The sequence below is a fragment of the Ruegeria sp. H8 genome (genome assembly GCF_056532905.1).
This window is the reverse complement of the sequence record NZ_JBQFNY010000003.1, coordinates 302,999-315,046: the sequence shown is the minus strand read 5'-3', so window position 1 is coordinate 315,046 and position 12,048 is coordinate 302,999. Positions and strand designations below refer to the sequence as shown.

The window sequence follows — 12,048 nt, the reverse complement described above, 5'->3', positions numbered from 1 at the left end:
AGGGTAAAAGATGGCAGAGCCGAAGAACGAAGATTTTCTGGACGATATCGCAACCGCCGAGGCCGAAGAGCTGGCCGAAGAGCTGATGGATATCAGCGAAGAAGAACTGGAACTGGACGCGCTGCGGGCCGAACGGGATGACTATAAAGACAAGTTCATGCGCGCGCTGGCGGATGCCGAAAACATGCGCAAGCGCAGCGACAAGGCGCGCCGTGATGCGGAACAGTATGGCGGGTCCAAGCTGGCCCGCGATATGCTACCCGTCTATGACAACATGAAGCGCGCCCTTGAAGCTGCGACGGATGAGCAAAAAGAAGTGGCTGCTGGATTGCTGGAAGGCGTCGAATTGACCATGCGCGCTTTGAAAGACGTGTTCCAGAAGCACGGAATCGAAGTGATCACACCCGAAGTGGGCGACCGGTTTGATCCCAACGTGCATGAGGCCATGTTCGAGGCGCCTGTTCCCGGAACCAAGGCAGGAGACATCATTCAGGTGTCCGCCGAAGGGTTTATGTTGCACGATCGTCTGCTGCGCCCGGCGCAAGTGGGCGTGTCGTCAACCCCGGCAAGCTGAAACGCGCCCAAGGGCGCGTGCCTTCGGCGAGAGTATTTGGGAAAAGATGAAGGGGCGGTCAGGATCTGGCCGCCTCTTTCAGTTTGTAGATCAGATCGAGGGCTTCGCGCGGGGTCAGCTCGTCCGGCAGGATCTGATCCAGCATATCGGTGACGGGCGACGCTTTCGGGACCGGCGGCGGGGGCGGTGCGGCGGAAAACAGCGGCAGATCGTCAATCAGCGCCTTCTGCTTGCCGCCCTCACGTTCCGTTTTCTCCAACTGGTCCAGAACCACGCGGGCGCGTTCGACCACGGATGCGGGCAGCCCGGCCAATTGCGCGACCTGCACGCCATAGGAGCGGTCGGCGGCGCCCTTGTGGACCTCGTGCAGGAAGATCACCTCGCCGTCCCATTCCTTGACCGCGACGGTGGCGTTTTCGACGCCTTCCAGCTTGCCGGCCAGCGCGGTCAGCTCGTGGTAATGCGTGGCGAACAGCGCACGGCAGCGGTTGGCGGCGTGCAGATGTTCCAGCGTGGCCCAGGCGATGGACAGGCCGTCATAGGTGGCGGTGCCACGCCCGATTTCGTCGAGGATCACCAGCGCCCGGTCATCGGCCTGGTTGAGGATGGCGGCGGTTTCGACCATCTCGACCATGAATGTCGACCGGCCCCGCGCCAGATCGTCAGAGGCGCCCACGCGGCTGAAAAGCTGGCTGACCACGCCGATATGAGCCTGCTCGGCCGGGACGTAGCTGCCCATCTGGGCCAACAGGGCGATCAGCGCATTCTGGCGCAGGAAGGTCGACTTACCGGCCATGTTGGGGCCGGTCAGCAACCAGATGGCAGCGCCGTCCTCTGCGCTGAGGTCGCAGTCATTGGCGATGAAGGCATTACCGTTTTGCTGGCGCAGCGCGTGCTCTACCACCGGATGCCGACCGCGCTGAACGCTGAACGCCCGGGAGGCGTCTACCTGTGGTCTGCACCAGTTTTCTCCTCGGGCCAGATCTGCCAGCGCGGTGGTCAGATCCAGTTCGGCCAGCCCTCGGGCGGCTTGATTAAGTCGCGCAGCGAAGCTCAAAATCTCATCAGAAAGCCTTTGATAGAGCCTTTTTTCGATTTCAAGAGCCAGGTTGCCGGCGTTCAGGATGCGGGTTTCGATCTCGCTGAGCTCAACCGTGGTGAAGCGCACCTGGTTGGCGGTGGTCTGACGATGGATATAGGTCTCGGAAAATGGCGGGTTCAGCATCTTCTCGGCATGGGTGGCCGTGGTTTCGATGAAATAGCCCAGCACGTTGTTGTGCTTAATTTTCAGCGAGGCGATGCCGGTATGTTCCGTGTATTTCTGCTGAAACCCGGCAATGACCGAGCGGCCTTCGTCCCGCAGGGTGCGGGCCTCGTCCAGTTCGGCGTCAAAGCCCGGCGCGATGAAGCCGCCATCGCGCGCCAGCAGCGGCGGGTCGGCGACCAGCGCCTGATCCAGCAGGTCGAGCAGATCGTCGAAGCCCACGAGGTTCTGCGCCGCGGTCGCCAGAAGCACCGGCAGGTCCTGACCGGCACAGATCTCGGCAATTGCCTGCGCCTGCGCCAGCCCGTTGCGGATGGCGGCCAAGTCGCGCGGGCCGCCTCGGTCCAGCGACAGGCGCGACAAGGCGCGGTCCAGATCGGGCGTCTTGCGCAGCGCCTCGCGCAGATCGGCGGTGATCAGGCTGTCCTGGGCGACAAAATCGACCGCGTCCAGCCGCGCGTGGATGACATCCAGATTGCGCGAGGGGCTGGACAGGCGTTGTTCCAGCAGGCGCGCACCGCCCGGGGTTACGGTCCGGTCCACCACCGACAGCAGCGATCCGGCCCGCCCGCCCGACAAAGATCGTGTCAGTTCAAGGTTGCGGCGGGTGGCCGCGTCGATCTGCACGACGCGATCTTCGGATTCTTTCAGCGGCGTTTGCAACAGGGGCAATTTGCCCTTCTGTGTGATCTCCAGATAATCAATCAGCGCGCCCATCGCGGACACTTCGGCGCGTCCAAAGCTTCCGAACGCGTCCAGCGCGCCCACGTGAAACAACCCGCAGATGCGTTTTTCAGCCGCCGTGCTGTCAAAACTGGCCCGTCCGACAGGGGTGAGAGAAATACCCAAATCGCTGACCGGCTCATTCAGTTTTTCCTGCACGCTGTCGGCCACGATCAGTTCCGACGGGGCCAGCCGGGCCAGCTCGGGGCTCAGCCGGACCGAGGTCAGCGGCATCACGTGAAACGCCCCGGTCGATATGTCCGCCCAGGCCAGCGCGGCCTCGTCGCGCACCTCGGCATAGGCGGCCAGAAAGTTGTGGCGGCGCGCCTCCAACAGCGCGTCCTCGGTCAGGGTGCCGGGGGTGACAAGGCGCACCACATCGCGCTTTACCACCGATTTAGAGCCTCTTTTCTTGGCCTCGGCCGGGCTTTCCATCTGTTCGCAGACGGCGACGCGAAAGCCCTTGCGGATCAACGTCAGCAGATAGCCTTCGGCCGAATGCACCGGCACTCCGCACATCGGAATGTCTTCGCCATTGTGCTTGCCGCGTTTGGTCAGGGCGATGTCCAGCGCCTCGGCGGCGTTCACGGCGTCTTCAAAGAACATCTCGTAGAAGTCGCCCATGCGGTAAAACAGCAGGGCATCTGCGTGGGCCTCTTTGATTTCCAGATATTGCGCCATCATCGGCGTGACGTTGGACAAGGCTGCTCCCCTCTGGCGTATTCCGGCGCGACCTTACAAACCCGGCCCCTGCGACGAAAGGTGAAAACGTATTGTCGTTGAGACGCGCCTTTGCCTGCGCTATGAGGCAAAAGCCCAACAGATGTAAAGAAACGACATATCCGATGCCCAAAGCGAAGATTACCAAAGAAGAGGCGCTGGCCTTTCACCTCGACCCGACCCCCGGCAAGTGGGAGGTGCAGGCCACCGTCCCGATGACCACGCAGCGGGATCTGTCATTGGCCTACAGCCCGGGTGTGGCCGTCCCATGTGAAGCCATCGCCGAGGCGCCGGAAACCGCGTATGACTATACCAACAAGGGCAATCTGGTCGCTGTGATCTCGAACGGGACGGCGGTTCTGGGTCTTGGCAACCTTGGCGCGCTGGGCTCGAAACCGGTGATGGAGGGGAAATCCGTTCTGTTCAAGCGGTTCGCCGACGTGAACTCGATCGATATCGAGCTGGACACCGAAGACCCGGATGAATTCTGCCGGGCGGTTCGACTGATGGGGCCGACCTTTGGTGGCATTAACCTTGAAGATATCAAAGCGCCCGAGTGTTTCATCATCGAACAGCGCCTGAAGGAAGAGATGGACATCCCCGTCTTTCACGACGACCAGCACGGCACGGCCGTGATCTGTGCGGCCGGGCTGATCAACGCGCTGCATATCTCGGGCAAGAAGATCGAGGATGTGAAGATCGTTCTGAACGGGGCCGGGGCGGCGGGGATCGCCTGTATCGAATTGCTCAAGGCGATGGGCGCCCGCCATGAAAACTGCATCGTCTGCGACACAAAGGGCGTCATCTATCAGGGCCGGACTGAGGGCATGAACCAGTGGAAATCGGCACATGCGATCACCACGGATCTGCGGACTCTGGAAGAGGCCATGAAGGGCGCGGACGTGTTTCTGGGCGTGTCGGTCAAGGGCGCGGTCACGCAGGAGATGGTCGCAAGCATGGCCGACAATCCGGTGATCTTCGCCATGGCCAACCCCGATCCGGAAATCACCCCGGAAGAGGCGCACGAGGTCCGTGTGGACGCCATCGTGGCGACCGGGCGCAGCGACTATCCCAACCAGGTCAACAACGTTCTGGGCTTTCCCTATTTGTTCCGCGGCGCGCTGGACATTCACGCGCGTGCCATCAATGACGAGATGAAGATCGCCTGTGCCCATGCACTGGCCAATCTGGCGCGCGAAGACGTACCGGATGAGGTCGCGATGGCTTATGGCAAATCGCTGACCTTCGGGCGCGACTACATCATTCCCACGCCGTTTGATCCGCGCCTGATCCACCGTATCCCGCCCGCTGTTGCCAAGGCGGGAATGGATACCGGCGCGGCCCGCCGTCCGATCATCGACATGGACGCATATGAGCTGAGCCTGAAGTCCCGGATGGACCCGACCGCAAGCATCCTGCGCGGGCTGAATGCCCGGGCGCGACAGGCGCAAAGCCGCATGATTTTTGCCGAGGGCGATGATCCCCGCGTGCTGCGTGCCGCCGTCATGTACCAACGTTCAGGCTTTGGTAAGGCGCTCGTGGTCGGTCGGGCAGATGATGTTAAAGACAAACTGGAAGCCACCGGTCTTGGTGATGCTGTGCGGGAAATCGAGGTTGTGAACGCTGCCAACACCGCGCATCTCGAGACCTATTCGAATTTCCTCTATGAGCGTTTGCAGCGTAAAGGCTTTGACCGCAAGGATATTCACCGACTGGCCGCGCGGGACCGCCATGTGTTCTCATCCCTGATGCTGGCTCATGGCCACGGAGACGGGTTGGTCACAGGTGCAACACGAAAATCGGCACACGTAATTGATCGTATCAATCATGTATTCGACGCCGATGCCGCCCATGGTGCTGCCGGTGTGACGGCACTTCTGCATAAAGGCCGGATCGTTCTGATCGGTGATACACTGGTGCATGAATGGCCGGATGAAAACGATTTGGCCAACATTGCCGAACGTTCCGCTGCAGTGGCCCGACATATGGGTCTGGAGCCCCGGGTTGCTTTTGTCAGCTTCTCGACATTTGGATACCCGGTTTCGGAACGTGCCGAGAAGATGCACCGAGCGCCGGCGGTTCTGGACCAGCGCGGTGTCGATTTCGAGTATGAGGGCGAAATGACAGTGGATGTTGCCCTGAACGTGGATCAGCAAGCGGCTTATCCGTTTTCACGCCTGACTGGGCCTGCGAACATCCTGATCGTCCCCGCACGACACTCAGCGTCGATTTCGACCAAGCTGATGCAGGAAATGGGCGGTGCCACCGTGATCGGGCCGATCCTGTCGGGCGTCGACAAGCCGATTCAGATTTGCTCGACCGTCTCAACCGCGAACGATATTCTGAACATGGCCATTCTGGCCTCGTGCGACATCGGATAAGTTATGACAATCTGGAACCTCGGCTCGATCAACGCGGATATGGTCTATGACCTGCCGCATCTGCCTGCGCCAGGGGAAACTCTGGCCGCCCACGGGCTGGACCGGTTTCTTGGCGGAAAAGGTGCCAATATGTCAGTGGCGGCTGCGCGGGCCGGATCACGCGTCAGCCATATCGGCGCCGTTGGGCATGATGGGCGCTGGGCGAAGGATCGACTGACGGAATATGGCGTGGACACACGCTATATCTCTGAGGTGGATCTGCCGACGGGGCACGCGATCATTGCGGTGGACGCCGAGGGTGAGAACCTGATCATCCTCTATCCGGGGGCTAACCATGCCTTGGATATCAGCCATCTGGGGCGGGCGCTGTCATCGGCTAGCACCGGTGATCTGCTGATTTTGCAGAATGAAACCAACGCACAGGTCGAAGCCGCGCAGTTCGGGCGTAAACTTGGATTGACCGTGTGTTATGCCGCTGCACCCTTTCAGGCACAGGCGGTTCAGGCGGTTTTGCCCTATTTGGATTTCCTGATCCTGAACGAGATCGAGGCCGAACAATTGCGGCAGGAAACCGGGATGGGTGCGGCTGACCTGCCGGTACGGCATGTCATTGTCACGCTGGGCTCAAAAGGGGCACGGTATTTGCAGCAGGGCAATGACCCGGTGGAATTTTCGGCCCACAAGGTGCAGGCCGTGGATACCACCGGGGCAGGTGATACTTTTACCGGCTACGTGCTGGCTGGAATGGATCGGGGAATGCCGATGGAACAGGCCATTCTTCAAGCGAACCGCGCCGCTGCTCTGATGGTCACGCGGCACGGGACTGCGGATGTTATTCCAGATCTGAGAGAAGTGCGCGACGCGACCTTCGATTAAGAACCGGCAAAAGGCGCATCTGAACCCCAAAGCTGTTTGACACGCGCGTCACGGCCACAGGCTTTGCGATATGCTTTATAGGCGTTTTGCTGACGTTTGGGCCCAAAGCGGGTAAAGATCAGCTTGTTCCCTTTGTAGTAATCCTGATGATAGGCCTCGGCAGGGTAAAACGTGCCCGCGTTCAGGATCGGGGTGACCACCTTTTGGCCCAATGCCCGTTCTGCGTCTTTCTTTGCCTGTTCCGCCAACGCCTTTTCGCCCGCGTTAGAGACGAAAATTGCGGTTCGATAGCTGTCGCCCCGGTCGCAGAACTGACCACCGGCATCCGTGGGGTCAACCGAGCGGAAGAACATGTTCAGAAGCGTTTCACGTGACACCCGGGCCGGATCGAAAGTGATCTGAACCGCTTCATAATGGCCGGTTCCACCTTTGGAGACCTGATCATAGGTGGGGTTGGCCGATTTGCCGCCGGTATAGCCCGACACGGCCCCGACAACGCCCGGTACCGATTCAAAATCGGACTCGACACACCAGAAACAGCCCCCCGCAACTGTCAGCGTTTCGGTCCCTGCCGCGGGGGCGGGCAGAGCGCGCAACATCGCAGCCAACGTGATCAGGGTGAACAGAATGGCCGGTTTGAAGGCTTCCAGAAAAGCGGTTCGTGACATGTCGGGTCTCCTTTCGGCACCAAGGTGACTCGAACCCGAATGACATTCAATTGCCTGACATCTGATGTCACGGGCTGGTGAGGCAAGTTTATCGGCGGCGGATGTCGGTGGAACAGCTTGCGCAGGCCGTCTTGGCGGTGGGATAGGGCGCCCCGGCGAGGTGGAATTCCGCGGTGAACCCGCCTTCGGCTTAACCCAGCAACTGCCCCAGTTTCATCGCAACGCCCATATTGCCCGAGATTTTGAGCTTGCCCAAAGCGACACCTGTCATCGGGTTCAGTTTTCCGGTCAGAAGCTTGGTCAGGTTGTCCTGCGAGATGCGGATCGTGCAATCCGTTTCCTGGTCCTGTGTCGATGCCTGACTGTCGGCCAGAACAATCACGCCGTCCTCGCCACAATCGAATTTCAATGAGCCGTCAAAGGTTTTGCCGTTCAGGCCTTTTTGAATTTCGTCGGCGATATGCTGAAGCATCCGGGTTCCTTTCGCAGTTTCCGAATGCGTAAAACGTCAGGTATCGAACAGGCAAGGCTGACCCGACTGGAACTTCCGATCACGATGCGCCAAGGCTCTCAACGGTTCGCGCGCAAGGCTCGCCATCGTAGAAAGCATCAAGAATTGCCTGAAACTCGGCCGGAGCATCTGCCACCGAGGAAAACAATGTCATCGAAGAGCGAAGCTTTTTCGCGTCAACTCCGCCCAGAATGTCGGTGGCGTCGCGCCCCTGATGCAGCAACATCAACGAGGCCGCTTGCGTCAGACGGTGGCGCAGTACCGGGTGGTTCAGATAGCGCGTGGCTTCGTCCAGATCTTCGATGCCGTAAAGCTGCGCCATATGGGACTGGCCCAGCTCGGCCAGTTGCGGAAACACGAACCACATCCAGTGGCTGGTCTTCTGCCCCTGTTCCAGTTCGCGCAGGACATCGGCCCAGACCGTATCCTGCGCTTCGATGAACATTTCCAGTTCATCGTTCAGACCGTCATCTTCGGTCACTTGGACAACCGCTTGTCGCGCGCGGCCAGCAGTTTCAGCCGCAGCGCGTTCAGTTGGATGAAGCCCGCGGCGTCTTTCTGATCATAGGCACCCGCGTCTTCTTCGAAGGTCACATGCGCCTCGGAATACAGCGAGTGATCCGACCAGCGGCCCACGGTCGAGGCCAGACCCTTGTACAGTTTCACCCGCACGGTGCCGGTGACGTGTTCCTGGCTCTTGTCGATGGCGGCTTGCAGCATTTCACGTTCAGGCGAGTACCAGAAGCCGTTGTAGATCAGTTCCGCATATTGCGGCATCAACTGGTCCTTCAGATGCATCGCGCCGCGGTCCATGGTGATGGATTCGATGCCGCGATGCGCCTCAAGCAGGATGGTGCCGCCCGGCGTCTCGTAGATACCGCGCGACTTCATGCCAACAAAGCGACCTTCGACAAGGTCCAGACGGCCGATGCCGTGCTTGCCGCCATATTCGTTCAGCTTGGTCAGGATGGTCGCGGGGCTCATCGCCTCGCCATTAATGCTGACCGCGTCACCTTTTTCAAAGCCGATCTCGATGAATTCCGGCTCGTTCGGCGCGTCCTCGGGGTGGACGGTGCGCTGATAGACATAGTCGGGCGCCATATCGGCGGGGTCTTCCAGAACCTTGCCCTCGGACGAGGTGTGCAGCAGGTTGGCATCGACCGAGAAGGGCGCCTCGCCGCGCTTGTCCTTGGCAATCGGGATCTGGTTCTGTTCTGCGAATTCCAGCAGCTTGGTGCGGCTGGTCAAATCCCATTCGCGCCAGGGTGCGATCACCTTGATGTCGGGGTTCAGCGCATAGGCCGCCAGTTCGAACCGCACCTGATCGTTGCCCTTACCGGTTGCGCCATGCGCGACGGCATCCGCGCCGGTGGCTTCGGCGATTTCGACCAGACGTTTCGAAATCAGGGGGCGCGCGATGGACGTGCCCAGAAGGTACAGACCCTCGTACTGCGCATTGGCGCGGAACATCGGGAAGACGAAGTCGCGCACGAATTCTTCGCGGATATCCTCGATATAGATGTTCTCGGGCTTGATCCCCAGCAGCTCGGCCTTTTTGCGGGCTGGCTCCAGCTCTTCACCCTGACCCAGATCGGCGGTGAAGGTGACGACCTCACAACCATATTCGGTCTGCAACCATTTCAGGATGATCGAGGTATCAAGGCCACCGGAATAGGCCAGAACAACTTTCTTGGGCGCGGACATCTGACTTCCCTTTATGCGTAGAACGATTGGCCCCTAGCGGGTTTTGCGCGCGGGGGCAAGTTGTGAGGATTGACGCAGTACCTGAATTGGGGTGAAACGGGTGCAGAGAATAACAAGCATTGGTTGAAGGGGCGGTTTCAAATGTTGGGATGGCAGATTTTCTTGCATTCTGTGCGGATGGTATTTGGAAACATCAAGCAGGTGCTGCAGATTACGGTTGGCCCTGCTCTTATTGCGACAATCATCATCGTGGGCGTGTTCTTGGCGCTTGGTATTCCGCTTGAGGCACTTGAAGACAACGCAGGCGCGTTGCCGTCAGGTGCAACCGCAGGTTCAGTATTTGTTTTTGTGGTCGTTTTGCTGGCGGTAATGTCCGTCACGATGTTCTGGATTGCGGTGTCATGGCACCGCTTCATCCTGTTGGAGGAGTATCCCACGGGAATACTCCCGACATTCCGCTTCGACAGGATTCTTGCCTATTTCGGTCGCTTTCTGATGTTGGGGATTTTGATGGTGATCGCTTATATCCCCATGGGTCTGGTCGCTGCTGCACAAGGCGAAGGTCTTGCGGGGCTTTGGTTCATTCTGATGATTGTTTACACCGTTTTTCTGGTCGTGTGCTTCTATCGCCTGTCAATTATTCTGCCCGCGGCGGCGATAGGAAATCCCATATCGATCGGTGAGGCATGGAACAACACGTCCGGGGTCAGCGGTGCAATCTTGTTGCTGCTACTCGTCGCCCTCCTTTTCCAGATTCTGGTGCAGCTGGCTTTCGCCCTTCTGGCAATAATACCTGTGCTGGGCGTATTGCTGACCGTGTTCTTTGGCACGCTCATTCTGCCGATGATCAATGTCAGTATCCTGACCACGATGTACGGAATCTTCATCGAAAAACGCGAACTGTCCTGAGCGGCGTACACATATGTATTCCTTGCCCTTATCGCGATGATGGGGCAGGGAAATCGACATGACTGATTTCATGACCTGCGCCCGCGCTGCCGAACAGGCGATGCGCACCGTGTTTCCGGCAACACCGTTGCAACGGAATGCCCATTTGTCTGACCGTTATGGGGCCGATATCTGGCTCAAGCGCGAAGACCTCAGCCCAGTGCGGTCTTACAAGATCCGTGGTGCGTTCAATGCCATGCGCAAGCAGCAGGGGCAGGACCTGTTCGTCTGTGCCAGTGCTGGCAACCACGCGCAGGGCGTGGCGTTCATGTGCAAGCATCTGGACGTGCGCGGAGTGATCTTCATGCCGGTGACGACGCCGCAGCAGAAAATTCAAAAGACCCGCATTTTCGGCGGCGACAATATCGAGATCCACCTGACTGGCGACTATTTCGACGATACTCTGGCCGCCGCGCAAGCATGGTGCGCGCAGCAGGGCGGGTATTTCCTGTCACCCTTCGATGACGCTGATGTCATTGAAGGCCAGGCCTCACTGGCGGTCGAGATCGAAGAGCAAATGGGCGGTGTGCCGGATCACGTCGTTTTGCCGGTTGGCGGCGGCGGCATGTCCTCGGGCGTGGCAACATGGTTCGGGGATCGCAGCCATTGTCTGTTTGTCGAACCGGCTGGTGGTGCCTGTTTGCGCGCTGCACTGGCTGCGGGGCATCCAGTGTCGCTGGATCATGTGGATACCTTCGTCGATGGCGCTGCGGTCGGCCGCATCGGCGAGAAACCGTTCGAATTGTTGAAATCAAGCCACCTGTCGGATGTGCTGGTTCTGTCCGAGGACCGAATCTGCACCACCATGATCGAGATGCTGAATGTCGAAGGCATCGTTCTGGAGCCCGCCGGCGCGCTGGCGATCGAAGCGGTGGGCGATATTCAAAGCTTTGTGCGGGGCAAGACCGTGGTCTGCGTGACATCCGGTGGCAATTTCGATTTCGAACGCCTGCCCGAGGTCAAAGAACGCGCCCAACGCTATTCCGGAGTGAAGAAGTATTTCATCCTGCGCCTGCCGCAGCGCCCCGGCGCGTTGAAAGAGTTTCTGGGTATTCTCGGCCCCGAGGACGATATCGCCCGCTTTGAATACATGAAAAAATCGGCCCGCAATTTCGGTTCGGTCCTGATCGGGATTGAAACCCGTAAGCCTGAGAACTTCATGCGTCTGTTTGCGCATCTGGATGAGGCAGGGTTCACCTACACCGATATAACCGAAGACGAAACGCTGGCGCAGTTCGTGATTTAATCCAGATTCTGGCGCAGCTCAGCCTCGAATTTCTGTTTCGAGCTGTCAAATACGGCCAGAATAGCGGGCAGATCGACATCCTCGCCCTGACCCGCGGCCGCCTGCCGTTCGCCGTCCTGACAGAGTTTCGAGAACTGGTCGAATCCAAGACTGAGCGCGCTGCCCTTCAGGAAGTGCAGATTCTGTTCCAGCTCGGTCCGGCTTGTATCCTGATGCAGGCGGGCGATGACCTCCTGCACTTCTTCCAGAAAGATGTCGACCACCTCATCAAACTCATCCGGGCCAACCTCGTCCCGCAATTGTCGGACTCTGCCCCAGTGGATCATACCGCGTCACCTGCCGTTGAACATGCGTTTTCAGGAATAGGCAACACCAGTAAAAACCGGGTTAACGGCCAAGCGGGATTGAGGCCTTCGGTCTTCACCGGATGTTA

General features: G+C 59.2%; 11 protein-coding genes. 5 read left to right on the top strand and 6 right to left on the bottom strand.

The window, feature by feature from the left end; all coding sequences use genetic code 11:
- The first annotated feature begins 10 nt into the window (after positions 1-10).
- Positions 11-574: a nucleotide exchange factor GrpE gene (locus ACR0A2_RS11050; protein ID WP_171116719.1), complete on the top strand. Its 564-nt coding sequence runs from the start codon at positions 11-13 to the stop codon at positions 572-574.
- Between the two features lie 58 nt (positions 575-632).
- Here the strand turns inward: ACR0A2_RS11050 and mutS are convergent, their stop codons facing one another.
- Positions 633-3,245, bottom strand: a complete 2,613-nt coding sequence (mutS, locus tag ACR0A2_RS11045) for a DNA mismatch repair protein MutS (RefSeq protein WP_480835073.1) — start codon at positions 3,243-3,245, stop codon at positions 633-635.
- Between the two features lie 161 nt (positions 3,246-3,406).
- Between mutS and ACR0A2_RS11040 the strand changes: the two genes are divergently transcribed.
- Together ACR0A2_RS11040 and ACR0A2_RS11035 are read left to right on the top strand one after the other, a co-directional pair.
- Positions 3,407-5,662: an NADP-dependent malic enzyme gene (locus tag ACR0A2_RS11040; protein WP_171230141.1), complete on the top strand. Its 2,256-nt coding sequence runs from the start codon at positions 3,407-3,409 to the stop codon at positions 5,660-5,662.
- A 3-nt stretch (positions 5,663-5,665) separates the two neighbouring features.
- Complete coding sequence (locus ACR0A2_RS11035; protein WP_480835018.1) at positions 5,666-6,538, top strand: ribokinase; 873 nt, start codon at positions 5,666-5,668, stop codon at positions 6,536-6,538.
- Here the strand turns inward: ACR0A2_RS11035 and msrA are convergent.
- From msrA to ACR0A2_RS11015, 4 genes are all read right to left on the bottom strand, one after another.
- On the bottom strand, positions 6,535-7,137 hold the full coding sequence (gene msrA, locus ACR0A2_RS11030) for a peptide-methionine (S)-S-oxide reductase MsrA (RefSeq protein ID WP_412103349.1): 603 nt from the start codon (positions 7,135-7,137) through the stop codon (positions 6,535-6,537). The genes ACR0A2_RS11035 and msrA overlap by 4 nt on opposite strands.
- Before the next feature lie 259 nt (positions 7,138-7,396).
- The gene (locus ACR0A2_RS11025; protein WP_152459599.1) at positions 7,397-7,678 is read right to left on the bottom strand and encodes an SCP2 sterol-binding domain-containing protein; all 282 of its coding nucleotides are present in this window, start codon (positions 7,676-7,678) and stop codon (positions 7,397-7,399) included.
- A 79-nt stretch (positions 7,679-7,757) separates the two neighbouring features.
- Positions 7,758-8,162, bottom strand: coding sequence for a DUF1810 domain-containing protein (locus ACR0A2_RS11020; protein ID WP_480835072.1), 405 nt, complete (start codon positions 8,160-8,162; stop codon positions 7,758-7,760).
- A gap of 32 nt (positions 8,163-8,194) precedes the next feature.
- Complete coding sequence (locus ACR0A2_RS11015) at positions 8,195-9,421, bottom strand: argininosuccinate synthase (RefSeq protein ID WP_171171502.1); 1,227 nt, start codon at positions 9,419-9,421, stop codon at positions 8,195-8,197.
- 201 nt (positions 9,422-9,622) lie between these two features.
- Here ACR0A2_RS11015 and ACR0A2_RS11010 point away from each other — a divergent pair, with 201 nt between their 5' ends.
- Complete coding sequence (locus ACR0A2_RS11010) at positions 9,623-10,330, top strand: hypothetical protein (RefSeq protein ID WP_480835017.1); 708 nt, start codon at positions 9,623-9,625, stop codon at positions 10,328-10,330.
- 58 nt (positions 10,331-10,388) lie between these two features.
- Positions 10,389-11,615 carry a threonine ammonia-lyase IlvA gene (gene ilvA, locus ACR0A2_RS11005; RefSeq protein WP_480835016.1) on the top strand — a complete coding sequence of 409 codons (1,227 nt, stop codon included), beginning with the start codon at positions 10,389-10,391 and terminating at the stop codon, positions 11,613-11,615.
- Here ilvA and ACR0A2_RS11000 read toward each other — a convergent pair.
- On the bottom strand, positions 11,612-11,941 hold the full coding sequence (locus ACR0A2_RS11000) for an Hpt domain-containing protein (protein ID WP_480835015.1): 330 nt from the start codon (positions 11,939-11,941) through the stop codon (positions 11,612-11,614). The two genes, ilvA and ACR0A2_RS11000, sit on opposite strands and share 4 nt — an antisense overlap.
- Between the last annotated feature and the right edge of the window lie 107 nt (positions 11,942-12,048).

Coding starts and splice junctions, on each gene's coding strand:
- ACR0A2_RS11020 (WP_480835072.1), bottom strand. CDS start 8,162: ATGTTCATCGAAGCGCAGGATACGGTCTGGGCCGATGTCCTGCGCGAA.
- ACR0A2_RS11015 (WP_171171502.1), bottom strand. CDS start 9,421: ATGTCCGCGCCCAAGAAAGTTGTTCTGGCCTATTCCGGTGGCCTTGAT.
- ACR0A2_RS11000 (WP_480835015.1), bottom strand. CDS start 11,941: ATGATCCACTGGGGCAGAGTCCGACAATTGCGGGACGAGGTTGGCCCG.
- mutS (WP_480835073.1), bottom strand. CDS start 3,245: ATGATGGCGCAATATCTGGAAATCAAAGAGGCCCACGCAGATGCCCTG.
- msrA (WP_412103349.1), bottom strand. CDS start 7,137: ATGTTGCGCGCTCTGCCCGCCCCCGCGGCAGGGACCGAAACGCTGACA.
- ACR0A2_RS11050 (WP_171116719.1), top strand. CDS start 11: ATGGCAGAGCCGAAGAACGAAGATTTTCTGGACGATATCGCAACCGCC.
- ilvA (WP_480835016.1), top strand. CDS start 10,389: ATGACTGATTTCATGACCTGCGCCCGCGCTGCCGAACAGGCGATGCGC.
- ACR0A2_RS11040 (WP_171230141.1), top strand. CDS start 3,407: ATGCCCAAAGCGAAGATTACCAAAGAAGAGGCGCTGGCCTTTCACCTC.
- ACR0A2_RS11035 (WP_480835018.1), top strand. CDS start 5,666: ATGACAATCTGGAACCTCGGCTCGATCAACGCGGATATGGTCTATGAC.
- ACR0A2_RS11025 (WP_152459599.1), bottom strand. CDS start 7,678: ATGCTTCAGCATATCGCCGACGAAATTCAAAAAGGCCTGAACGGCAAA.